The organism is Amycolatopsis sp. NPDC043887, from assembly GCF_056435665.1.
In genome coordinates this window covers 189,549-213,126 of record NZ_JBWKEB010000003.1, presented here as the reverse complement: position 1 = coordinate 213,126, position 23,578 = coordinate 189,549, and the positions used below count along the sequence as shown (strand labels likewise).

The 23,578-nt window shown below is 68.8% G+C and carries 18 protein-coding genes; 7 read left to right on the top strand and 11 right to left on the bottom strand.

Going from position 1 to position 23,578, the window contains the following annotated elements:
* Window positions 1-198: 198 nt before the first annotated feature.
* Window positions 199-1,323, bottom strand: a complete 1,125-nt coding sequence (locus AC069H_RS10405) for an HAF repeat-containing protein (RefSeq protein WP_478232061.1) — start codon at window positions 1,321-1,323, stop codon at window positions 199-201.
* A gap of 1,227 nt (window positions 1,324-2,550) precedes the next feature.
* Window positions 2,551-6,000 (bottom strand): indolepyruvate ferredoxin oxidoreductase family protein, encoded by a 3,450-nt coding sequence (locus AC069H_RS10400; RefSeq protein ID WP_478232060.1) that lies wholly within the window; start codon window positions 5,998-6,000, stop codon window positions 2,551-2,553.
* Between the two features lie 162 nt (window positions 6,001-6,162).
* Here AC069H_RS10400 and AC069H_RS10395 point away from each other — a divergent pair, with 162 nt between their 5' ends.
* Window positions 6,163-6,633: an Lrp/AsnC family transcriptional regulator gene (locus AC069H_RS10395; RefSeq protein ID WP_340688386.1), complete on the top strand. Its 471-nt coding sequence runs from the start codon at window positions 6,163-6,165 to the stop codon at window positions 6,631-6,633.
* A gap of 94 nt (window positions 6,634-6,727) precedes the next feature.
* On the opposite strand, the gene AC069H_RS10390 is transcribed toward AC069H_RS10395, so the two are convergent.
* Window positions 6,728-7,699, bottom strand: coding sequence for a helix-turn-helix transcriptional regulator (locus tag AC069H_RS10390; RefSeq protein ID WP_478232059.1), 972 nt, complete (start codon window positions 7,697-7,699; stop codon window positions 6,728-6,730).
* Between the two features lie 56 nt (window positions 7,700-7,755).
* Between AC069H_RS10390 and AC069H_RS10385 the strand changes: the two genes are divergently transcribed.
* On the top strand, window positions 7,756-10,104 hold the full coding sequence (locus tag AC069H_RS10385; RefSeq protein ID WP_478232058.1) for an excinuclease ABC subunit UvrA: 2,349 nt from the start codon (window positions 7,756-7,758) through the stop codon (window positions 10,102-10,104).
* Window positions 10,105-10,605: 501 nt separating this feature from the next.
* On the opposite strand, the gene yidC is transcribed toward AC069H_RS10385, so the two are convergent.
* Entirely contained in the window at window positions 10,606-11,385 is a 780-nt protein-coding gene (yidC, locus tag AC069H_RS10380) for a membrane protein insertase YidC (protein WP_478224656.1), read from the bottom strand.
* A gap of 66 nt (window positions 11,386-11,451) precedes the next feature.
* The gene (locus tag AC069H_RS10375; RefSeq protein ID WP_478224657.1) at window positions 11,452-11,760 is read right to left on the bottom strand and encodes a DUF6412 domain-containing protein; all 309 of its coding nucleotides are present in this window, start codon (window positions 11,758-11,760) and stop codon (window positions 11,452-11,454) included.
* 63 nt (window positions 11,761-11,823) lie between these two features.
* Between AC069H_RS10375 and AC069H_RS10370 the strand changes: the two genes are divergently transcribed.
* From AC069H_RS10370 to AC069H_RS10360, 3 genes are all read left to right on the top strand, one after another.
* Window positions 11,824-13,443: an ABC-F family ATP-binding cassette domain-containing protein gene (locus AC069H_RS10370; protein ID WP_478232057.1), complete on the top strand. Its 1,620-nt coding sequence runs from the start codon at window positions 11,824-11,826 to the stop codon at window positions 13,441-13,443.
* 126 nt (window positions 13,444-13,569) lie between these two features.
* The gene (locus AC069H_RS10365; protein ID WP_478232056.1) at window positions 13,570-14,583 is read left to right on the top strand and encodes a YdcF family protein; all 1,014 of its coding nucleotides are present in this window, start codon (window positions 13,570-13,572) and stop codon (window positions 14,581-14,583) included.
* 703 nt (window positions 14,584-15,286) lie between these two features.
* Entirely contained in the window at window positions 15,287-16,108 is an 822-nt protein-coding gene (locus AC069H_RS10360; protein WP_478232055.1) for a class I SAM-dependent methyltransferase, read from the top strand.
* Window positions 16,109-16,112: 4 nt separating this feature from the next.
* On the opposite strand, the gene AC069H_RS10355 is transcribed toward AC069H_RS10360, so the two are convergent.
* Entirely contained in the window at window positions 16,113-17,714 is a 1,602-nt protein-coding gene (locus AC069H_RS10355) for an ATP-binding cassette domain-containing protein (protein ID WP_478232054.1), read from the bottom strand.
* 371 nt (window positions 17,715-18,085) lie between these two features.
* On the opposite strand from AC069H_RS10355, the gene AC069H_RS10350 reads away from it, so the two are divergent.
* Entirely contained in the window at window positions 18,086-18,883 is a 798-nt protein-coding gene (locus tag AC069H_RS10350; RefSeq protein ID WP_478232053.1) for a DUF2382 domain-containing protein, read from the top strand.
* A gap of 14 nt (window positions 18,884-18,897) precedes the next feature.
* On the opposite strand, the gene AC069H_RS10345 is transcribed toward AC069H_RS10350, so the two are convergent.
* The 4 genes from AC069H_RS10345 to AC069H_RS10330 all read right to left on the bottom strand — a co-directional run bounded on the left by AC069H_RS10345 (window position 18,898) and on the right by AC069H_RS10330 (window position 21,983).
* A complete protein-coding gene (locus AC069H_RS10345) occupies window positions 18,898-20,565 on the bottom strand; it encodes a serine/threonine-protein kinase (RefSeq protein ID WP_478224663.1) in 1,668 nt (555 codons plus the stop codon).
* A complete protein-coding gene (locus AC069H_RS10340; RefSeq protein ID WP_478232275.1) occupies window positions 20,562-21,341 on the bottom strand; it encodes a hypothetical protein in 780 nt (259 codons plus the stop codon). Before AC069H_RS10340 ends, AC069H_RS10345 begins: the two co-directional genes overlap by 4 nt.
* Window positions 21,342-21,512: 171 nt before the next feature.
* Window positions 21,513-21,707, bottom strand: a complete 195-nt coding sequence (locus AC069H_RS10335; RefSeq protein WP_478232052.1) for a hypothetical protein — start codon at window positions 21,705-21,707, stop codon at window positions 21,513-21,515.
* A gap of 27 nt (window positions 21,708-21,734) precedes the next feature.
* Entirely contained in the window at window positions 21,735-21,983 is a 249-nt protein-coding gene (locus AC069H_RS10330; RefSeq protein WP_478232051.1) for a hypothetical protein, read from the bottom strand.
* Between the two features lie 40 nt (window positions 21,984-22,023).
* Here AC069H_RS10330 and AC069H_RS10325 point away from each other — a divergent pair, with 40 nt between their 5' ends.
* Window positions 22,024-22,326: a hypothetical protein gene (locus AC069H_RS10325; RefSeq protein WP_478224666.1), complete on the top strand. Its 303-nt coding sequence runs from the start codon at window positions 22,024-22,026 to the stop codon at window positions 22,324-22,326.
* A 110-nt stretch (window positions 22,327-22,436) separates the two neighbouring features.
* On the opposite strand, the gene AC069H_RS10320 is transcribed toward AC069H_RS10325, so the two are convergent.
* On the bottom strand, window positions 22,437-23,420 hold the full coding sequence (locus AC069H_RS10320) for a TerC/Alx family metal homeostasis membrane protein (RefSeq protein ID WP_478224667.1): 984 nt from the start codon (window positions 23,418-23,420) through the stop codon (window positions 22,437-22,439).
* Window positions 23,421-23,578 lie beyond the last annotated feature (158 nt).

Genomic DNA, 23,578 nt, shown 5'->3' with positions numbered 1-23,578 from the left:
TGGGCAGGGAAATGGAAAGAAACACCGGAAAACCTGCGAGCTGGACAACAACCCCCCCCCCCCCCCCCCCCCCCCCTCCCCCCCCCCCCCCCCCCCTCCCCCCCCCCCCCCCCCCCCCCGCGACCGGCAGCGTGTCGTCCGTGCACACACGTGATCAGGCGGACGGCACGCTCATCGAACGGACTCACAGGGCAGCGCTTAGCCGAGTGTCCAGTACACCGCGTGGGACTTCCCGGCGGCGTTCGAGGCGACTCCGACGACGCGGCCGTTGTCGGTGATCCGATATCCCTGGCCGCGGGTGCCGCCGGGCAGCGTGCCGAGCTGCCTGCGTTCCCCGTTCCGGAACCAGACCGTCGCCTGACTCCGGAAAGTGCCGGCCACGGTGCCCTGCGCGTTGACCGCTTCGGCCTCAGCGCCGAGACCGTCGTCGGGCAGGGCGGCGACGTGGCCGTCGAGGTCCCAGATCAGGGCCGATCGGCGAGGCGGGTTGAGGTACCCGGAACCGACGACGTAACCGGTGGGGCCGATCCCGTAGATCCAGACCGAGTGGGGGCTGGGCCAGTCCATGGGATGGATCACGCCGTCCCGATCCCACTTCGCCGGGACAGGGGGCCCACTGCTGGTCTCACGCAGGACTCCGGCGGCCACGCCGTCCTTGTTGATCCGGCCCGCCCCACTGCTCACGCCCTGCGGCGCCAGCTCGGTGATCGGCCCGCCGTTCACCCACCGCACGGCTTGGTTCGCCGCGGAGCGGACGGCGCTTCCGGCTATGATGGTGCCGTCGCCGGAGATGCCCTCGGTCATGCTCCAGGTCTCGCCGGGCAACGTGCCCAGGTCGGTGGCCGCGCCATCCGGGTCCCAGCGGAACCCGTGGAACTGGTTGTCCGGCGTCAGCCAGTTCCCGATGACGACGCCGGTGTCGCTGATCGCCCACGCGGTGGCGTTGTGATAGCCGGGCGGAAGCTGCAGCGAGGTCGCCTGGCCCGCGGCGTCCCAGCGAACCGGCACGGCGGTGGTCGCGGTCAACACGTAACCGGCGGACGCCCCGTGACTGTTGATGTCGCGCACCTGTCCCTCGGTGCCGCCTGGCGTGGGCAGCGCCATGATCCGGCCGTCGGCGTCCCAGCGAACCGGATGGCTGCGTTTCGGGGTCGGGCCCACCAACGACAGCCCGACCATCTCCCCTTCCTCGTTGACCGCGAGGACCGTACTCTCGTCGTCCCCGGGCAACGTACCGAGATCCACCGGCCCCATCGGGGTGGCCCGCGCGGTCCCCGTCACCGCGCCGGTGACCACGACAAGAGCCGCTACCAGCGAAAGCACCCGTCTTCGCGCAACTGGCACACAATTCCTCATCACGATGACTCCCCAATCTCGATCCAGTGGCGTGCGATGTGCGGACCCCCGGTGCGACAGTAGTGCACTCCCTTCACGAATAGCTTCCACGGCGATCGCTTTCCACACGAACAGCCGACTGGTTCCGTCTCAAGTTCGTTCCTCTGACCGACGCGAATATTGACAATCGAGCGCCCGTCTCGCCGAAAACCCAGCACATTCGTGACACAAGAAGGGCGGGATACCCGGAAAACGTCGTCGGGAAATACAAAAGACCGACAGCATGATTCCGGTCGGCGACCCGCCCGTTCCCGAAGCAGTGAACCCATATCGGAAATCGAGCACCGCCGTGACACGCCACGAGGAAACTAATTTCCGTCTGCCAGGCGTAACCTTCGGCAATGCGTCGTACGGTTTGCCGACGATCGCCGTGGACGGGCCCGCCGACGAGGCGGCCGCCCGCCAGGCCCGGAGCAGGTACTCGCCCGCCGGACTCGCCGAGATATTGAGGGGTAGGGCAAAGGTGGCATGTTGCGAAAGCCTCTTTCGCAACGTCGTGGCGGCAGGGGTGGGCGGTCGTTCCAGGTGGTCGGCCCTCACGTACTTCATTCAGGCGATCTGAGCGGTGCCGCGGTGGGCTGGTGCGGGTGTGTCGACCGCCGGGTTCGAGTGGCACCGCCTTGATCAACGGAGGATGGGGGACGTTGAGCGTCCCGGATCTTCCGTTGAGCAAGGTCCGGGACGGGGGTCACCTCGCGTCGATGAAGGAATCGGGACGTTGAGTGTCCTGATTCCTTCATCGACGGTCCCGATACCCGCGGGGATCGTCGCCCTCCTGCGGGTCAGCAGCAGGTAGGCGAATACCGGCCGTTCCAACCGTCCTTAACACTCACGAGCCCTCGCCACCTAAGCCACCTTTGCCCTACCCCTCGATAACACCCGGCCGGGGGTGCTGGAGACCATGATCTCCGCGTTGCACGGCGAGAGGTCAACGTCATCGCGACCATCGGCCGCGACCGGGAGCGGTTCGGAGCGCGGCCCGCCGGGGTGCGTATCGAGAACTTCTTTCGCCAACGACGAATACTGCCGTATGTCGACGTGCCGCTGGTGGTCTCACCGCTGGCCAGTTCGACATGGCCGCCCGGATCGCCGCGATGCCGGAACCGCCTCCGTCCTGGATCAGCTGCCGAAGCACGCGAACCTTCCCTGAAGCCGTCAGGTGCTCGCGCCGAGCCTGTCCCCCTGCACGAGTTCGGCGAGGAGCGCGGACTGTTCCCGCCGGTAAGCCTCGACGTTCGCGAGTTTGATGTCTTCGTATCCGCGAACGAGATCGGGCAGCTCGGCCAAGGCGAGGATCCGGCCGCGATCGGCGCCTTCGGTGTTGAAGGCGGTGAGGACCGTGTCGCGGTATTGGGTGATGAGTTCCCGTTCCACCTTCCGGACCTGTGCTTTGCCGAACGGGTCCCAGCGGGTGCCGCGCAGCTTCCGCGCTGCACGTAGTGCGACGAACACCGGGCGGAACTTCGGGCCGAGTGCGATCTTCCGTTTCATGCCCAGCGCGCGCAGGAAGGGCGGGTGCAGGCGGTAGGCGTAGCGGCTGCCCACGCCGAACTCCGCCTCGATCCCGGCGAGCACGGCCGGGTCGAGCGAGAGCCGCGCGACCTCGTACTCGTCCTTGTAGGCCATCAGTTTGTGCAGATTGCGGGCCACCGCTTCGGTGACGGCGGTCGTATCCCCTTCCAGGACCCGGACTTGTTCGACGAACTCGGCGTACTCCCGCGCGTACCGCACGTTCTGATACCGGACGAGTTCGGGGACGCGGATGTCGAGCAGCCGCGCGAGTTCCGAACCCGGCTCGGCGTGGACGAGCGCGCGGGCACGCAGCGCGGCGGTCGACGGGGCGGGGGTCGCGGCGACGGTGGGCGGGGCGACGGTGGCGTGCAGGGTGGCGGGGTCGGCGACGAGTTGCCTGCCGCGCCGGAACGCCTGGAGGTTGCCCGCGACCGCGACCCCGTTGAGCTCGATCGCGCGCTCCACGCTCGCCGCGTCCAGCGGGATCGCACCGGTCTGATAGGCGGCGCCGAGCTGGAGGATGTTGGCGAACTGGTCGTCGTCGAACAGGGTTTCCGCCAGCGCCCGCGCGTCGAGCGCCACCGTCCGCGCCGCGCTGTCGGAGATCGCCCCGCGCACGGCCGCCGCGTCGGGAAACGACACGGTGGTGTCGACGACCATCCGGCCGGTCGGGACCTCGGTCGTGGAGACCACCGCGATGGTCCGGCCGGGATCGGTCACCGACAGATGCGCCGGGTCGGCGCCGACGAGGACGTCACAGGCCAGGTAGAGATCGCATTCCCCGGCCGCGAGTTTCGGCGCCTGCGGCACCGGCTCGGCGGTGATCTTCAGATCCGAGACGACAGCACCGCCCTTCTGCGCCAGCCCGGTCATGTCCAGGGTCCGGACCTGCTTGCCCTCGATCACCGCCGCGGTGGCGAGGATCTGCGCGACGGTGACCACGCCGGTCCCGCCGACCCCGGTGATCCGCACGGTGAAGTCGGTGCCGGAGGTCTCGGGCTCGGGCAGTTCCGCGGCGGTGATCTCCCCTGGCTTGCGGTGCTGTTTCCGGCCGGTCGGTATCACCGTCATGAACGACGGGCAGTCCCCCGCCAGGCACGAGTAGTCCACGTTGCAGGACGACTGGTGGATCGCGGTCTTGCGGCCGAACTCCGTGGCGACCGGCTGCACCGACAGGCAGTTCGACTTCTCGCCGCAGTCGCCGCAGCCTTCGCAGACGCGTTCGTTGATCACGACCTTGGTGGCGGGGGTGGCCAGTTTGCCCCGACGTCGTTTGCGGCGCTTCTCCGCCGCGCACTCCTGATCGTGGATGAGCACCGTCACCCCGGGAACGCGAGCCAGTTCCTCCTGCGTGGCCAGCAAAGCATCCCGATGCCGGACCTCCACACCCTCGGGCAGCCGCACACCGCGGAGCCGCTTCGGCTCGTCGCTGGTGATGACCACCCTCGCCACACCCTCCACCAGCAGCAGCGACGCCAGCCGGTCCACCGGCAGCCCGCCGACCGCGTCCTGACCACCGGTCATCGCGACGGTCGCGTTGTAGAGGATCTTGTAGGTGATGTTCACCCCCGCGGCCACCGCCGCCCGCACCGCGAGACTGCCCGAATGGGTGAACGTGCCGTCACCGATGTTCTGCACGAAATGCGAGGCCGCCACGAACGGCTCCATCCCCAGCCACTGCGCCCCCTCACCACCCATCTGCGTCAGCCCGACCACATCCCCGACCTGCTCCGGCTCCATCAACAACGCCATCGCATGACAACCGATACCGCCGCCCACCACGGTCCCCTCGGGCACCTTGGTCGAGGAGTTGTGCGGGCAACCGGAACAGAAATACGGCGTCCTGGCCAGCAACGGCACCGAAATCCGCTCACGGCGACGACGCTGCCGCCACGCCGTCACCGACGGGATCTCATGATGCTCACCCAACCGCCCGGCCAGCACCCTGGCGACGGCGTCCGGGTCGAGCTCACCGAGTTCGGTGCACAGGGTGCGCCCGTCCGGGCCGGTCTTGCCGTACACCGGCGGCGCGCCGACAGTGCCGTACAGGATTTCCTTGATCGCCGACTCCACGAACGACCGCTTCTCCTCCACCACGACGATCTCGCTCAGTCCGCCGGCGAACCGGCGGACGATCGACGGTTCCAACGGATGAATGACGCCGAGTTTGAGGATCCGGATCCCGTGCCGGGACAACGCGTCGGCGTCCAAGCCGAGCAGCCGCAACGCTTGCATGAGGTCCAAATAGGACTTCCCGGCGGTCACGATACCGATCCGGTCCCCGGGCCCTTCCTGGACGATCCGGTTCACCCCGCTCGCCCGCACGTACTCCACCGCCAACGGCAGACGTTCGGTGTACAGGCTGCGCTCCAACGCCATCAACGTCGTCCCGAGCAGCCGTGAACTGGGCTTGTGCCGGTACGCGGGCAGCGCCAGCTCCGGCGCCGTCCAGGTCGGCCGGACCTGCGCCGTGGACGCGGCATCCGCCACGTTCGCCACCAGCTTCATCGACGACCACAGACCACTCGCCCTCGACGACTCCACGGCGTGCAGCCCGAAATCCAGCACGTCCTGCGAATCCGACGGAAAGAACACCGGCATCGCCAGGTCGGCCAGCGCGAGCTCAGACGCACACGGCACCGACGACGACTTCGCGTTCGGATCATCACCCACCAGCGCCACCGCACCACCCGCCGGATCCGTGCCCGCGAGATTCGCGTGCCGCAAAGCATCCGTCGCCCGATCCAGGCCAGGAGCCTTGCCGAACCAGAACCCGGTCACCCCACCCCGCGACGACCCCACCGACGACGTCAGCTGACTCCCCATCACCGCCGTCGCGGCCAGCTCCTCGTTCAAACCAGGGCGGTGCACGACGTCATGCTTCTCGAGCAGGACGGAGCGGCGGCCGAGCTCGAGGTCGTATCCGGCCAGCGGGGATCCCTCGTAGCCGGAGACGAACACGGCGGGCGAGGCCCCGGCGGCGCGGTCGTGCCGCACCCGGTCGAACAGCATCCGGACCAGGGCCTGGACGCCGCTGAGATAGACGGTGCCGTCCTCCCGCAGATACCGGTCCTCCAACGTGAACTGCTCCACCAGACCTGCCTCCTTCGGCACCCCCGCGCGACGTCACGACAGGAGACCCGACCTCGCGGGCCGCCGCAACAGGCGACAGTCTATTGGCGCCGGGCACGCAAAAAATCCGGCCCATCTTCTCCGGTGGCCGATATCTGTTGCGTCTGCGTACCATTCTGGCTTATGGCGGACCAGCTCATCGACGAGACCGATCGCGAGATCCTCGAACTGTTGCGGGAGGACGCCCGGCGCACGCTGGGCGACATCGGGGCCCGCGTCACGCTGTCGACGGCGGCCGTCAAACGCCGCATCGACCGTATGCAGGAGAATGGCGTCATCGTCGGCTACACCGTCCAGATCGACCACGCCAAACTCGGCTGGGCCATCGAGGCGTTCACCGAGCTGCGGTTCACCGGGACCACCAAGGTCGGCGAGATCGTCCGCACCACCACCCGGATGCCCGAGGCCCAGGCGGTGTTCACCATCGCCGGCGACCCCGACGCGCTCGTCTGGCTGCGGGTGCGGGACATGGGCCACCTGCAGCAGACCATCGACGAGATCCGGCGACACCACCAGGTGACGGGCACGAAGACGCTGATGGTGCTGGACTCCTGGACGCGGGGGCAGCAGTGGCCCCACCCGGAACACCCGTGATCCCAGCCGGAAGACACGGCCCCAGCGTGTTCGCCCTCCAATCACGCGAGTTCCGTCTTCAAACACGCGAGTCGCGCCAAAGCCACGGCGCCGGTCAGTCCCGTGGGCCGGGTTTCTTGCTCCCCCGCATCAACCGGTCCCCCGTTCGCGCGAGGTACTCGCCGAATTCCGCCGGTTCCTCCACCGTGAACCCGATGTCGGTGAGCAAGAGGACGACGGCCAGCCACTCGAAGGAGTCGACATGGGCGACATACCGGCACCTGTCGTCGCCCAGGGCTTCGAAACTCCCGTCGATCCGATGCAGACGGGCGGCGGCCTCCTCCGCGCCGACGTCCAGGGTCAGCGTGATCCGGAGCGATTTCGGGCTGTGAAAGCGTTCCTGTAGGTGGGCCGCGACGTCGTCGACCGGGAGTTCACGCGGCTCGAACGCCACGTCCGTCGTCCTCGGCCCGGCGATCCGGTCGAGCCGGAAGGCCCGCCAATCCCGCCTGCCGAGGTCCCACGCGTACAGGTACCACCGTCTGCCGAGCTGGACGAGGCGCATCGGCTCGACCGTCCTTGACGACGGGCCGCCCTTCGCCGTGTACGCGAATTCGAGGCATCGACGAGCCGCGATCGCCGCGGCGAGGACGTTCAGGACGTCTTGGGTGACCCGCGGCTGTTCACCGCTCCCGAACTCGACCGCTGCGAGCATTTCGTCGGTCCGCCTGCGCAGCGCCGCCGGCAGGACACGCCGGAGTTTCGCGGCGGCGCGGTCCGCCGATTCGGCGGTCAAGTCGACGCCGGTGCCGCCCGCCGCGGCGAGCCGCAGCCCGAGCACGGTGGCGATCGCCTCGTCGTGTTCCAGCATGAGCGGCGGCAGCGCGCTTCCCGCGACGAGCCGGTAGTTGCCGCCAGGGCCGCGGCTGCTCTCCACCGGATAGCCCAGGCCGCGAAGGTGGTCGATGTCCCGGCGAAGCGTGCGCGGCGGAACTTCCATGGCCGTCGCGAGTTCGGCGGCGGGCCACGCCCGGCCGGACTGCAGGAGGGACAACAGCCGCAGCATCCGTTCCCGTGGTGCCGTCACGACGCCTCCCGTAATTGTGGCCGAAAACCGGCCACATCTCATCGTAGCCTCGGTTCATGGCGAAAGTTCAAGCAGACCGTGGCCGGTGGATCGCGGTGGAAGGTGCCCGGACGCACAACCTCCGCGACGTTTCGGTGCGGGTGCCGAAACACCGGCTGACGGTGTTCACCGGTGTATCCGGGTCCGGGAAGTCGTCGCTGGCCTTCGACACGATCGCGGCCGAAGCCGAACGCCTGGTCACCGGGAGCTATCCCGCCTTCGTGCGGAACCGGCTGCCCCAGCATCCGCCCGCCGACGTCGACCGGATCGACGGGCTGGTCTTCACCACGATCGTCGATCAGCGGCGGTTCACCGGCAACGCGCGGTCCACCGTCGGCACGGCGAGCGACATCGCGCCACTGCTGCGTCTGCTCTTCTCCCGCGTCGGCGAACCGAACGCCGGATTCTCGCCCGCCTACTCGTTCAACGATCCGGCCGGGATGTGCCCGCGCTGCGAAGGGCTCGGCGTGGTCGACGAAATCGATCTCGACCGGCTGCTCGACCGCTCGCTGAGCCTGCGCGAAGGGGCCGTGCGGTTCCCGACGTTCGCCCCCGGGACCTACCGGTGGAAACGGCTCGTCCACTCCGGACTCGTCGACCCCGATGTCCCGTTGGAACAATTGCCGTCGGCGAAGGTCGAAACGCTGCTGCACGCCGAAGGACTCCCCCTCGACTCCCCTGGCTCCGACTACCCCAAGCACGGCCTCTTCGACGGTATCGTCCCGCGGTTGCGCGACACGTACCTGCGCAAGACCCCCTCACGACTCACCGCCGAGGACCAGGAAGGGCTCGCCGGAGTCGTCACCCGCGGCGTCTGCCCGGAGTGCGCGGGAACCCGCCTGTCCGAGGCGGCGCGCGGCAGCCTGATCGACGGACGGTCCATCGCGGACTGGTCGGCGCTGCCGGTCGGCGAATTGCGAGACGTCGTCGCGAAAGTGTGCGATCCGTCGGTGGCGCCGCTGCTGCGGGCGATCCGGGAACGCCTCGACGCCCTGGACTCGGTCGGTCTCGGCTACCTGAGCCTGTCCCGCGAGTCGAGGACGCTGTCCGGCGGCGAGGCCCAGCGCGTCAAGATCGTCCGCCATCTCGGCAGCGCGCTCAGCGACGTCTGTTACGTGTTCGACGAGCCCAGTACCGGCCTGCACCCGCACGACGTGCACCGTCTCCTCGAACTGCTGGCCAAGCTCCGCGACGCGCACAACACGATCCTCGTGGTCGAGCACCATCCCGCGGTCATCGCGGCCGCGGATCACGTCATCGACCTCGGGCCCGGCGGTGGTGACGGCGGAGGGCGGATCCAGTTCGAAGGCAGTCCCGGCGAACTCATCGCGGCGGGCACCGAGACCGGGCGGATTCTCGGTACCCCGCTTCACTTCCGGCAGCGGACGCGCACCGCGCGCGGCGCCGTGACGATCTCCGGCGCCCGCAGCCACAACCTGCGTGACGTCACCGTCGACGTGCCGCTCGGCGTCCTGACCGTCGTCTCGGGTGTCGCCGGTTCCGGCAAGAGCACCCTGATCACGGGTGAACTTCCCCGGCAGCATCCCGATTTCGTCGTCGTCGACCAGGCCCCGCTGCGCGGTGGCATCCGGTCCACACCCGCCACGGTGCTGGGCGTCGCCGAACCCATTCGCGAAACGTTCGGCAAGGCCACCGGGAAAAATCCGTCGTGGTTCAGCGCCAACGGCCGCGGCGCGTGCCCGGTCTGCAAGGGGAAGGGCGTCATCATCACCGATCTGGCCTTCCTCGACGACGTCCAGACCGGCTGTGAAGCCTGCGGCGGCACCCGGTTCAACCCGGACGCGCTCGCCGCGCGCTTGAACGGCCGGACCATCGCCGACGTCCTGGCGATGAACCCGGCGGACGCCGCCGCCCTGTTCGGCGAGCGGTCCGCCACCGGCAGGCGGTTGCGCTGGCTGGACCGGGTCGGGCTCGGCTACCTGACCATCGGACAGAGCCTCGACACCTTGTCCGGCGGCGAACGGCAACGGCTGCTGCTCGCCCGCCATCTCGCCGACGCCGGCCCCGCGGAAGAACTGCGCCTGGTGCTCGACGAACCCACCGCCGGACTGCACGGCAGCGACGTCGACCGGTTGCTCGCCCTCTGCGACGAACTCGTCGACGGCGGCGCGACACTCGTCCTGATCGAACACGACCAACGGGTGATCGCGCACGCCGACCACGTCATCGACATCGGGCCGGGCGCGGGAGCCGACGGCGGGACAGTGGTGTTCGAGGGCACGCCGTCGGCACTGGCCGAGGACTCCGCGTCGATCACCGGGCGTCATCTGCGAACGCGTTCCCGGCGCCGGACGGCGCCGGGAACACCCACCCGCCCGGGAACAGTTCCCGGGCGAGCGCGATGATTCCCCATCGGGCTTTGCCCGGCACGCCGGTACCGAACAGTTCTTCGCTCGATCCCGTGTGATCTAGGCGACCAGCTCGCACTCCTGGTTCGCCTTCATCGGCTGGTCGAGCCGGGCACCTTGCCGGTCTCGACCGCGGGCACGTGCGTAACCAGGTCGACCCCGCTCAGGTCGAGGGCGGCCTTGGCGTATTTCACCCGCCCCTCGGCGGCAGGGTGCGGTACTCGGTCACTTTCCCCTGGAGTTCCCGGGAGAAGGCGAGCTCTGTCGTACCCCTAGGCCAGGCTGTAGACGACCAACCGCATGTCCTTGACCGCACCGCAGTACCCGCCCACCCAGGAGACCAACGCCGGATCCGGGCTGCTCGAAGACGGCGAGCGCCACGATCACCCGAATGCACGCTGTCATCCGGCAGACCGTAAAGCTGCGCGGCGGGACCCGTCCCGGCGGGAGGACGAAATGACCTGGTCGGCTACGACACCGAAAAGAACCGGTTCGCTCTCACCTGGCTTCCTCCCTGTCGACGATCCTGGTGAGGAAATACTGCTGTCCCAGCGTCCACACGTTGGTGGCCAGGAAGTACAGCAGCACCCCGATCGGCACCGGGAAGAACGCTCCCGAGACCAGCATGCCGATCGGCGCCAGGTACATCATCAGCTTGGTGATCCCCGCCGCCTCGGGGGCGGTCGCGGTCTGCCGGGTGAGTCCCGAGCGCATCGAGAAGAACGTGGCCAGGCTCGCGATCAGCATCAGCGGCACCCCGACGGCGATCATGTGGACGTGATCCGTGCCGAACGCGGCCAGCTCCCCCGCCGGTTGGGAAAGCCAGTTGCCGAGCTTCGCGCCGAAGAGGTCGGCGTTCAAGAACGACCGCACCCCGGCGTCGTCGAACACGTGGTTCGACTGCGCGCCCGGGGTGAAGTCGCGCAAAACCCAGTACAGGGAAAGGAACACCGGCAGCTGGATCAGCGCCGGGAGACAACCGCCCAGCGGGTTCGCACCGGTTTCGGCGTGCAGTTTCCGGATCTCTTTCGTCATCCGCTGGCGATCCTTGCCGTACTTGTCCTTGATCTCCCGCATCCGCGGAGCCAGCGCCTGCATGCGGCGGCCCGCGCGCAGCGCGGCGAGGGCAGGTTTGACCAGCAGCAGGCGCAGGGTGAAGACGAGGAAAACGATGGACAGCACCCAGGCCACACCGGAGTCGGGACTCGAAAAGACGCCGAAAACCTTGTGCCAGAACCAGAGAATGGCGGAAACGGGGTACAGGAAGACATCGAACATGACCAGGTCACTCCGTCGGTCGAAGGGGTATGGGCAGGAGTGACTGCCTCACCTTCGGACGGAAGGTCAGGCAGTCGCGATGCCCAGTGACGGAGCTCGGGGCCGGACGCGGCCACGCGCGTCGGGATCGCGCAGGCTCAGGAACAGCTGCGCGCGTTCGCGCAGGCTGATGGCGCGCACCCGCATCGCGGCGGCGGCCGGTTCCAGGCGGAAGTGCGCCGCCAGCGCGAGCAGGACGGCGGCGAGGGACGCGGTCAGGGCGGCGGCCAGGCCCAGCGGGTTGATCCCGCCGACGACCGGGAGCACGACGAACAACCCGGGCAGGAACAGCGCAAGCACCAGCTTGAGCCGCACGCCGAAGTAGGTTCGCTCCACGTCACCGACACTACCGGAGATATCGCGTTGCGTGATTCCCGGCGGCGCGGGCAGTCTGTCGAAATGGGTCACGTCGAGGTCGCGCACGTCGAGTACCACCTGCCCGACGGACGACTGCTACTCAACGATGTCTCGTTCCGGGTCGGGGAGGGCAGCGTCTGCGCGCTCGTCGGCGCCAACGGGGCGGGCAAGACGACGTTGCTGCGGCTGATCTCGGGGGAACTGTCTCCCAGCAGCGGCTCGGTGACCATCAGCGGCGGGCTCGGGGTGATGCCTCAGTTCGTCGGCTCCGTGCGGGACGAACGGACGGTGCGGGATCTGCTCGTGTCGGTGTCGCCGGAAGCGCTCCGCGCCGCCGCGCGCGCGGTCGACGAGACCGAACTCGCCTTGATGGAACGCGACGACGAAGCGAACCAGATGGCGTACGCGCAGGCGCTCGGCGATTGGGGCGACGCTCGCGGCTACGAAGCCGAAGTCGTGTGGGACAAGTGCACGACGGCGGCGCTCAACCTGCCGTACGAGAAGGCGCGCTGGCGCGAGGTGCGCACGCTGTCCGGCGGCGAACAGAAGCGGCTGGTGCTGGAGGCGCTGCTTCTCGGCGGATCCGGCGTCCTCCTGCTCGACGAGCCGGACAACTACCTCGACGTCCCCGGCAAGCAGTGGCTGGAAGAGCGGCTGCGTGAGACCCAGAAGACCGTGCTGTTCGTTTCGCACGACCGGGAGCTTCTCGCGCGGGCCGCGAACAAGATCATCAGCGTCGAACCCGGGCCCGCCGGCGGCGACGTCTGGGTGCACGGAGGCGGCTTCGGCGGCTACCACCAGGCCCGCGCGGAACGCTTCGAACGCGTCGAGGAACTCCGTCGCCGCTGGGACGAAAAGCATGCCCAGCTCAAGAAACTCGTGGCCGACATGCGGCAGTACGCCGCGCGCAGCGACGAGATGGCGTCGCGGTATCACGCCGCGCAGACACGTCTGCGGAAGTTCGAGGAGGCCGGAGCGCCCGCCGCTCCCCCGCGCGAACAGAAGATCACGATGCGCCTGCGCGGCGGCCGGACCGGTGTCCGCGCCGTCACCTGCGAAGGGCTCGAACTCCGCGGCCTGATGAAACCCTTCGATCTGGAGGTCTTCTACGGCGAACGGGTCGCGGTGCTCGGTTCGAACGGCTCCGGCAAATCACATTTCCTGCGACTGCTGGCAGGCGAGGACGTCGCGCACGACGGACTGTGGAAACTCGGTGCCCGCGTCGTCCCCGGCCACTTCGCGCAGACGCACGCCCATCCCGAACTGCTCGGGCACACGCTTGTCGACATCCTCTGGACCGGCTACGCGCGAAGCCGCGGTCCCGCGATGAACATCTTGCGGCGCTACGAACTCGACGGCCAGGGCGACCAGCGGTTCGAGAAGCTGTCCGGCGGCCAGCAGGCGCGGTTCCAGATCCTGCTGCTGGAGATCGGCGGCGCGACGATCCTGCTCCTGGACGAACCGACCGACAACCTCGACCTCGCCTCGGCGGAAGCGCTGCAGCAGGCGTTGGAAGCCTACGAAGGCACCACGATCGCGGTGACGCACGACCGGTGGTTCGCGCGCTCCTTCGATCGGTACCTCGTGTTCGGCTCGGACGGACACGTACGCGAAACCGCGGAACCGGTGTGGGACGAGCGGCCTGTGCAACGCGCCCGGTGACACACTCGGGCCAGGAAAGCCGACACACCCGCGGGAGATGCGCCCAGCGGTTCCGCCGTGTGTTTGAATGCCGCCGCACCGCGTCCGACACCCGAGTGCCCGCATCGTCCCCAGGCTGGAGTTCTCGTGAAGGCCGCTGCAATCCCCTTCGCCATCGCGGCCTTGTGCTGCGCGGCGTTCCTCGTGAGCTTCCTGCGCGACCGACGCCGGCTGCGGAACGGCTTTTACCTCTTCTTCGCGCTGCTGTTCCTCGGCGTGACCTTCATCGCGCTGCTCGCCTCGGTGTCGCCCGAGGCGGCGGGGTTCGTCGCGGTCGGCGTGATCCTGATGATCATCCCGACGGTTCTGGCGCTCACGGTCTTCCTGATCTGCAACGGGATCACCATGCTCCGCCGCGAGGGACGGCGGCTGGCCAACGTCCTTTCGCTGCTGACGGGGCTCGGCATCTGCGCGCTGATCGTCTTCAACGCGACGGTCACGCAACTCGCCTGGGAGCCGCTCGACATCGTCCGGGGCATCCTGAACGGAATCGTCGTCTACTTCTCGTTCCTCTTCGTCTGCTTCCTCCTGTACTCGGTCGTCTACGGCCGCATCCGCACCGAAAAGGGCGTGGACTTCGTCGTGGTGCTGGGTTCGGGCCTGCTGGACGGGCACCGGGTGCCGCCGCTGCTGGCGGGCCGCCTGAACCGGGCCAAACGCGTCATCGACGCCGAAGCCCGGCGCGGCCGGGAGCCGATGGTGGTCACCTCGGGCGGGCAAGGACCCGACGAGGACCTGCCGGAGTCCCATGCCATGGCGGGCTACCTGGTCGAAAACGGGCTGCCGAGGGAGCGGATCCTCCTCGAAGACCGCTCGCGGACGACCTTCGAGAACCTCACCTTCAGCGCCGAGATCATGAAGCAGCGGAAGGCGGACTACCGATGCACGGTGGTCACGAACAACTTCCACGTGCTCCGCGCCGCCCTCATCGCCCGCCGCGCCAAGGTGAACGGTCAGGTCATCGGATCGCCGACGCCCTGGTACTTCTGGCCGAGCGCCACCCTTCGCGAATTCGTGGCCATCCTGGTGGACCACAAGTACAAGAACCTGGTCTTCTGCGGGCTCATCGTGCTTTCGCAGGTCTCCCGTGCCTTTTCGTGAGTGGGTACCGTGTCTCGGGTACGTACTGCCAGGTCTCGTGAGTGGTAAGGACGGTTATTGAGGGAAGGTCAAAGGTGGCGTTCCGGAGTTGGCGGCAGGAGCGGGACTCGCCGACCAGGCACCTTTCCAACTGTTCATAACGGACTTTTTCCGCGGTGACAGCGTCCGACTTGGGTGATTTGCACGGTTCGGCGAGGGGGTCGTGAGTGGCGTTTCGGGTTCTAACGACCCAAAACACTCACGAGGGGACCTGGACCAGCCTTAACGTGCCGTTGCCGGCGTTCTGGTGTCCGTGAAGGCCTCCTTCCCTACCTTGAGCGTAGGGAAGGAGGCCTTCACGGACCCGCGATCGACCGGCAGTCACCTCCGGTAGGTACGCAAGACACCGTTGGCCCTAGCCCGAAACGCCACTCACGACCCCCCTCGCGAACCCGCCCATCTGGACATCAATCGGACATCGAATCAGCCAAAAGTGTCCTTTGTGGACACTCAGGGGCGCCGTCGGCTCCTGTCGGCCAGTCCAGAACCCACGACCGCGAAGGCCGCCTCTGCCTTGAGCCAGTGAAGGGGTCCTTCACCGCAGAGGCTCGGTCACGCCACATTTGCCCTTCCCCTCAATAGAACCGTCCTCACCACTCACGAGACTGATAAATCCCCCGCATCCGTTTGACAACACCGTTTTCGCGGGGCCATTGTCCTGGGCATGAGCGCTTACACCCGGCAGGCGATGGCGCGGCTGTTCGATCGGACGGCGGAGACCTACGACGCGCTCGGCGTCGACTTCTTCGGCGCGTTCGCCGCGGAACTGCTCGACCGGGTCGGGCTCGTTCCCGGTGAGCGCGTGCTGGATGTCGGCTGCGGACGGGGCGCGGTGCTGTTCCCCGCGGCCGAGCAGGTCGGTCCGGAAGGATCGGTGCTGGGGATCGACCTTTCCGCGGAAATGGTCGAGCGCACCGCGAAGGATATCGAGGCACGTGGTGCCAACGCCTCGGTTTCCCTTATGGACGCCCAAGAACCGACGCTGGACGACGCCGCCTTCGATGCCGTCCTCGCGTCGTTCGTGGTGTTCTTCCTGCCTGATCCGGTCGACGGCCTGCGGTCTTGGCATCGCCTCCTCGCACCCGGCGGCCGGCTGGGTGTCACCACGTTCGGCGCCGACGATCCCCGGTGGGCGGGCGTGCGCGAGGTGTTCAAACCGTTCGTTCCGCCGGAGCTGGCCTGGACACTGGCCGTCAGGGCGGGACTGTTCGCCACCATCGAAGGGTTCGGCCAGGCCGTGGAGTCGGCGGGTTTCACCGGTGTCACGTCCGTGGAACGCGTCTATCCGGTGAAGTTCGCCGACCCCGGGCACTGGATCACCTGGTCGTGGTCGCACGGCCAGCGGATGTTCTGGGAGCTGATCCCGGAAGACCACCTCGACGCCGTGCGCCAGGCCGTGCTCGCGGAGCTCGAACCGCTTCGCGAGCACGACGGGAGCGTGGTGCTGGCCCAGACCGTGCGCTACACCCTCGCCCACCGCGGCTGACGGCTCACAACGCCAACCTCGGCCAAGACTCAGTGTCCCGTGACAACTGCCGGTCGTGCGTGGCGATCACCACCGCGGCCGGGGTCGTTTCGAGCGCGGCGGTCAGCTCGTCGACGAGTGTGGCGGAGAGGTGGTTGGTCGGCTCGTCCAGCAGCACGACGTGCGGACGGCGAGCCAGCACCAGTGCCAGGTCCAGCCGACGCCGGGCGCCGACCGACAGTTCGGCCACCGGCCGGTGCCGGTCGTAGCCGGCGAGCAGGCCCAGCTCGCCCAGCCCCGGCCCCGGGATCCCGGTCCTGGCGAGCTGTTCGTCGTACAGCTCCATCGCCGTCCGCCTGGCCGGCAGCTCGGATTCCTGGCCCAGCCTGCCGATCCGCGCGGACCGCGAACGCGTGACCGTGCCGGTCCCGGGCTCCAGCTCCCCGGCCAGCACGGACAGGAGCGTCGATTTGCCCGCGCCGTTGCGGCCGGTGACGACCAGTCGATCGCCGCTTTCCAGCACCAGATCGACCGGACCCGCGAGCCGTCCGGCCACCGTCACCCCGGCGGCACGCAGGAGCGTCGCGCCTCCGTGCGCCGGTAGCTCGGGCATGGCGAACCGGGCGGGTGGCGGCGGAACGGCGACCACGTGCTCGGCCAGTTCTTCCTGCCGCCGGTGGACCGCGCGGACCAGCCCTGGCGCGCGTGTGGCGCGGACGTGCCTGCCGGTGCCCTTGGGCGGCCGCCAGTTGTCACGCAACCGGTTCCGCGCCGCGGACAGGTCGTCGGCCAGCCGTTGCCGCTCAGCGATCTGCTCGGCGTGCGCCGACTCCCAGCGGGCGCGTTCAGCTCGACGGGCCTCGGCATAGGCCGCGTACCCGCCGCCGTAGACGCGCGGCCGTCCGTCGCTCGACGGATCGAGGTCGATCACCGTGGTGGCGACGTCCGCGAGCAGGGCCCGGTCATGGCTGACCAGGACGATCATGCCCGGATGCGCGCGCAACCGCTCGGTGAGATGGTCGAGCCCCGCCGCGTCGAGATGGTTGGTCGGCTCGTCGAGCAGCAGGACCGGGTGCCCGGCACCGAGCAGGCAGGCCAGCCGGACCCGGTGCCGCTGGCCGACCGACAGTGTCCCGAGTGGACGGTCGCGGTCGTCGACGGCGTTCAAGGCCGCCAAGGACACTTCGACACGCCTGTCGGCGTCCCACGCGTCGAGGGCCTCGGCTTCTTCGAGCGCGGCGGCGAACGCGTCTTCGGCTCCGGAACGTCCGTCGCTGAGCGCCTCGGTGGCGGCCTCGAGCCGGGCCAGCGCGCCGCGGACGGCGGCCAGTTCGAGGTCGATCAACGCGCCGACGGTGTCGGTCGCCCCGAGCGGGATCTGCTGGTCGGCGACGCCGGCCGAACCGGATCGATGCACCTCGCCGCGGTCGGCGGCCAGGTCACCGGCGAGTACCCGGAGAAGAGTGGTCTTGCCGCGACCGTTCTCCCCGACGATGGCGACACGCTCGCCGGCCGCGGCGACGAGGTCGACCCCGGACAGGACGGGCCGTCCCCCGAAGGAGAGGTGGACGCCGGACAGGCGGACGTGCGCCGCGCGCACAGGCGCGGGCGAAAGAGGGGATGACATGAAGGAACTGCCTCCGGTGAAAGTGATGAGCAGGAAGAACGAAGTCCGGTACCGCGGCTCGCGGTACCGGTGGAGGCGTCGTTCCTCAGAGGAACAGCAGTTGCTGCATCACGATCACGAGGGTAGGTCACGTCCGGAGAGCGCCGCATCCGATTTTCGGGACCACACGTTCGCACCATCCCGCACGACTAGCGGTCACCCCATGGAGACCCCCTTTCACCTGCGGCGACACGCCTCTCCTAGCCCGCGATCACGGCTTCAAACCCCCACCTTCAGGGGTCACCCTCAGGGGCATCACGACGGTTGCCATGATCACCGGCCCGTTCGACGGTGGGCTTCTCAGCAGGCATCTTCCGAGAGGAGCGGGACCGATGGCGAAGACCATGCAGCCGCAGGAACTCATCGACAGTGCCGTGGTCGACCCGACCGGCAACAAGCTCGGCAAGGTGGGCAACGTCTACCTCGCCGACGCGACGCGCCAGCCGGAATGGATCACCGTCAAGACGGGCCTGTTCGGCACCAAGGAGAGTTTCGTCCCGCTGTCCGGAGCGCACGCGGACCAGGACGGCGTCCACGTCCGCGTCGACAAGGACGCGGTCACCGACGCACCCCGCATCGAGGCCGACGGCCACTTGTCCGCGGAGGAAAGCGCGCAGCTCTACCGGCACTACGGGCTGCCGATGCCGAGGACCTCGCCGGACGGCCGGATGGACGACCGAGCGCAGGGCCGGGGCGACGCGGGCCGGACCAGGGCAGGGATGGACACGGGAACGGACACCGGCAGGAAGCACCGGGACGCCGAGCCCACCATGACCCGGTCCGAGGAGCGGCTGAACGTCGGCACCGAGCAGGTCGAAACCGGCCATGTCCGGCTGCGCAAGTACGTCGTGACCGAGGAGCAGCAGGTCACCGTTCCGGTCAGCCACGAGGAGGTGCGCATCGAACGCGAGCCGATCACGAAGCCGGGCGGTGAGCGCGCCGAGATCGCCGAGGACGAACAGGAAGTCGTGCTCCACGCCGAGAAACCGGTCGTGAACAAGGAAACCGTCGCGGTGGAACGGGCGAGGCTCAAGACCGAGACCGTCACCGAGGACCAGACCGTGTCCGGCAAGGTACGCAAGGAACAGTTCGAGGTCACCGACGACGAAGGCAAGCACCGCAAGTCGTGAGCCCGCCCCCGGGGTCAGCGCATGCGGCGGGCGCGGGCGGCCGCGACCACGAAACCGGTCGCCACCGCGCCCGCGATCGAACAGCCGACACCGAACAGCACCGCGGGCTCGTGCACTCGCAGGACCGACACGCACAGCCACGCCGACGCGCCGAACAGCAGGCCGAGCACCGGGCCGCCGACGAGGGCGCCCCGCCAGCGGTGACCGTTCCGGATGGTCCGCAGCCCGGATTCCAGGTACGCCAAGGCGAACAGGGCGAGGATCAGGCTGCCCGCGCCGAGCGCGCTCGCGAGCGGATGCTGCCGCGTGACGACGGCGAAGGTCCTCGGAACGCCGTCGGCCGTCAAGGTCGCGGTGACGGCTCCGCCGACGATCCAGCGGGTGACCCCGGGAAAAGCGAGATCGGCACGGAAGCCGTCGCCCTCGGGTTTCGGCACCGCCGACGCGGATCCGAGCGGGATCCCGGCGGCCGAAAGGGCGAGGGTCACCTGTTCCGGGCGCCCCTCCCCCGTCACGGCGAACGTCTTGCTGAGGTCCACCGGCGCCGACGAGGCGGCGACACCGTCGATCTTCAGTGTCGTGGCCTCGTGCGGCAGGCGTTCCGGGGTGAGCAGCGTGAGCACCACGAGCGCGATCGCGGCGGCCGCCGCGGCCAGTCGGAACCAGAGCACCGCACCGGACCGGGACTCGGGCTCGAAGCTCGCGCGGGTCGCCGACAGTGTCGGATCCGGTGCGGGGCGGTGCACCGGTCTTGTCGGACCGTCTCCGGCCGGGACCGGCGCGCCGAACGCGGAGATCACCCGAGGGGTGAGGTGCCGCACCGGCACGCGGGAGCGTTCCAGCCAGCCCGGTCCGTACACGGCGGTGGCGGCCGAGGCGAGGTCGGCCGCGAAGGTCTCCGCGTCGCGATACCGGGAGTCGAGCTCGCGCGAGAGGCTGCGCATGACGACCCCGGCGATCGGCGACGGCACGCCGTCGATCGGGCGCGGATCGGTGAACATGTGCTGGCGCATCATGCTGATCGCGCCACGGGTGTTGTCGAACGGCAGCTTCCCGGACAGCAGTTCGTAGAGCACCGTGCCGGCCGAGTAGACGTCTGCCGCCGGGCTCAGCGCGTTGCCCATGGCCTGCTCGGGCGCGATGTAGGCGGGTGTGCCGAGGACCTCGCCGCCGTGCGTGACAAGGGTGGCGCCCTCGCTGATCACCTTCGCGATGCCGAAGTCGGCGACCTTCATCACGCCTTGTGTGGTGAAGAGCAGGTTCTTCGGCTTGACGTCCAGATGCAGCACGCCCGCTTCGTGCGCCGCGTGGAGCCCGGCGAGCATCGCCAGCCCGATCGCGCAGGCCTGCTCCCCGCCGATCTCCCCGCTGCGGAAGCGGCTGTACACGGTGCCGCCGTCGAGGCGTTCCATCACCATCAGATGCTCGCGGCCGGTGCGGACATAGTCGTACACGGGCACGATGTGCGGATGGTCGAGGCTGGCCAGCACACGCGCTTCGCGGTCGAAGAGCTCACTGCTGGCGGCGTGGTTCAGCACGTCCCACGGCAGCTGTTTGATGGCGACGTCGCGGCGCAGCGAACGATGGACGCCGGCGAAGACGACCCCCATACCGCCCTGGCCGATCGCCGGCCCGATCTCGTACTGCGGCAGCGCGGCGACGACCTCGGCGGGTGCGCTCATCGGTTGAATTCCTTGGTGGAGTCGGGAAAGCGGACCGTCTCGTCGACGGCGGGCCCCGGCGCGGGATGCGGGGTCAGGTAGCCGAGCAGGAACGCGATGACGGCGGCGCCGAGCACCACCGGGATCTCGATCGCGGGCTCCGGCGGGACGAGCCGCAGGACCGACAGCGAGACGACGGCGACGAGGCCGGTGCCGAAGCCGGCGGGCAGGAAACGCAGGCCGCGACGCCACCGGTTGACAGGGAGGCGATGGCGGGCGAGCGCGAGCAGGGCCGTCAGCCACGCCAGCACGGTGAGCACGAGCATCGCGAGCCCGAAGGCGCCGTAGACGGACCAGAAGGATCCGCGGATGTCGGCGACCGTGGTCGCCTCGCCGAGGGTTCCGCGCCGGGCGTCCAGCAGTTCGACCGTCGACGGGAGCAGCCCGATCGCCTGGCCGGAGAGGTCGGCCATGTCCAGTACGAAGGTCCTGGTGACGCGACTGTGCGCGGGCACTTCGAACGGCGCCGTGGTGTCGTAGGCGAAGAAGGTCAGGGCGAGCGCCACTCCGGACACCCGCACGCTACGGACCTTGACGGCGGTGCCGCCGCTGTTGGTCGCCGTGACGGTGAGTTCTAGTTGCTTCGCCGGATCGATCACGACCGTGGCGTTGGTGATCGGCCGGTCGTCGAAGGTGACCGCCAGGTCGAGTCCGCCACTGTCCGCGACGGCCGGTGGCGAGCCGAGGAGGACCGCGCACAGACCCAACGCAACCCCTGCCGCGATGACACGTCCCATTTTGCGCATCCCCTGTTTTCCTTATCCGACTGGTCCGGAATGCTACAGCGAGTACTTACCGGAGAGGGACGTCCCAATGCGTATCGTGGTTCGCCTGATATTCGGCACCGTGACCGGGTTGTTGTTCCTGCTTTCCCAGGTGGGAGCGGGAAACGCGCAGCAGTCCCCTTATCAGTCCACGGTTGGTTTGAAACCTTCGAGCGGCCCCGCCGGGAGTTCGTTCACCATTTCCTGGAATTTCTCTCCGTGCAAAGGCCCGATTTCTTTCACCTGGGAAGGAACGGCCATTACGTCGGTCAGCGCCCCCAGTGGACAGACCGGGGCGACGGTTCCGGGCAACGCGACACCCGGCGGCCACACGGTCACGGGCACCTGCACGAACGCGCGGACCGGTCAGCCGTTGACCGGAAACGCGACCTTCCGGGTGACCGGGACCGTGACGACGGCGCCACCGACGACGAAGGTGCCCCCGACGACGAAGCCGACGGTCCCGGTGACCACCCCGACCCGCCCCGGAACGACCACCACCCCGGTCACCACCACCCCGGTCACCACGACGACGCCGCCGTCCACGACGACCCCACCGTCCACAACAGGCACTCCCCCGCCGACGACGACGGACGTCCCCTCGTCCAGCAGCACGCCGCCGGGCCCCGACGACCTGATCCTCGATCGGCCGATCGTGAAGCCCGGCGACGCACTGTCCGCGACCGGCAAGGGGTGCACGCCTGGCGAGCGGGTCACGCTGACGTCGGACGGCGAGCGCGTCGGCGGCGCCTATGCCGACGCCACCGGCGCCTTCACCGCGGCCGTCGAGTTCACCCGGATCGAGGCGGGCAGGCATACCGTCGTCGCCGACTGCGGCGTGCGGCTGACCGGCGCCGTCGAGCAGGTGGTGACCAGTTCGTCAGGCGGGCACAGCGGCACCCTGGTGGTACTCGTGTTCTTCGTGCTGGCCGGCATCACCGTGATCCGCTTCCCCTGAGGTCACCGAGGTGGCCGCATCGCCGCGAAGACCAGGAACACCGCGGCGAGGAAGAGGGCGGCGACCGCCAGGTCGACCAGGAAACCGACGACGAGTGCGGTGATCATCGCTCACTCCTGTGCCGTCCTGGCGGCTTCGCGGCGGCGCGCGTACAGACTGGTGAACGAAACCGTGACCAGGACGGCGATGATCACGCCCAGCGACGCCGGTGTGGGGACCTGCGGCACCGACGGCCAGATCCCGTGTGCCCAGTGCAGGACCAGCTTCACCCCGATGAAGGCGAGGATGATGGCGAGGCCGTGGTTCAGGTGGACCAGCTTCGCCAGCGCCGAGTGGAGCACGAAGTACAAGGCACGCAAGCCCATCAGCGCGAAGGCGTTGGTGGCGAACACGAGGTACGGGTCTTCGGTGATGCCGTAGACCGCGGGCACCGAATCGACCGCGAACACCACGTCGGTGGCGAACACCGCGACGACCACGACCGCCAGCGGGGTGAGCGCGCGGCGCCCGTGTTCACGCACGGTGAGCCGGGTGCCGTGATAGTCGTCGGTGACCGGCATCAGCCGTCGCAGCAGCCGGACCGACCGCAGCTGCGAAAGATCCAGCTCGTCCTTGCCGCCGGACATGGCCTCGCGCAGGATCTTGACCGCCGAGACGAACAGGATCACGCCGAACACGAGGAACGCCCAGGTGCCCGCCGACAGCATCGCGGCACCGGCCGCGATGAACACGCCGCGAAGCACCAGCGCGCCCACGATGCCGTACAGCAGCACGCGTTGCTGCACGGCCGCGGGGACCGCGAAGGCGGCGAGCAGCAGCATGAAGACGAACAGGTTGTCGACCGACAGGGACTTTTCGACGACGAAACCCGTCATGAACTCCAGCGCCTGGCCGCTACCGAACTCGAGCCACAGCCAGAGCCCGAACACGACCGGGAGTGCGAGGTAGAAGACCGACCAGCCGACGGCCTCCCGCATCGACACCTCGTGGGGACGGCGGGTCACCACGAAATCGGCGACGAGCAGCGCGACCAGGACGGCGATGCTGATCGCCCACAACCCCGGCGATCCGACGGTTGCCACGGACTCGGGCATGAAGCCTCCTCGAACTCGAAGTTCGAGGTCTCCTTCACCCCTGCGGGGCGGTCTCCCGGGGACACCAGCGGAGCGTCCGTATTGACCGGGCAGACCCTTGGGAAGTACTCCCCTCGCCGGTCCAGTATCGCACTTGGTAAAGAGTTATTAAAGGTCGG

Bases quoted from the DNA above. Each gene is read 5' to 3' on its own strand.
- AC069H_RS10395 (WP_340688386.1), top strand. From the start codon at position 6,163: ATGGCGGACCAGCTCATCGACGAGACCGATCGCGAGATCCTCGAACTG.
- AC069H_RS10385 (WP_478232058.1), top strand. From the start codon at position 7,756: ATGGCGAAAGTTCAAGCAGACCGTGGCCGGTGGATCGCGGTGGAAGGT.
- yidC (WP_478224656.1), bottom strand. From the start codon at position 11,385: ATGTTCGATGTCTTCCTGTACCCCGTTTCCGCCATTCTCTGGTTCTGG.
- AC069H_RS10370 (WP_478232057.1), top strand. From the start codon at position 11,824: ATGGGTCACGTCGAGGTCGCGCACGTCGAGTACCACCTGCCCGACGGA.
- AC069H_RS10360 (WP_478232055.1), top strand. From the start codon at position 15,287: ATGAGCGCTTACACCCGGCAGGCGATGGCGCGGCTGTTCGATCGGACG.
- AC069H_RS10355 (WP_478232054.1), bottom strand. From the start codon at position 17,714: ATGTCATCCCCTCTTTCGCCCGCGCCTGTGCGCGCGGCGCACGTCCGC.
- AC069H_RS10350 (WP_478232053.1), top strand. From the start codon at position 18,086: ATGGCGAAGACCATGCAGCCGCAGGAACTCATCGACAGTGCCGTGGTC.
- AC069H_RS10345 (WP_478224663.1), bottom strand. From the start codon at position 20,565: ATGAGCGCACCCGCCGAGGTCGTCGCCGCGCTGCCGCAGTACGAGATC.
- AC069H_RS10340 (WP_478232275.1), bottom strand. From the start codon at position 21,341: ATGGGACGTGTCATCGCGGCAGGGGTTGCGTTGGGTCTGTGCGCGGTC.
- AC069H_RS10320 (WP_478224667.1), bottom strand. From the start codon at position 23,420: ATGCCCGAGTCCGTGGCAACCGTCGGATCGCCGGGGTTGTGGGCGATC.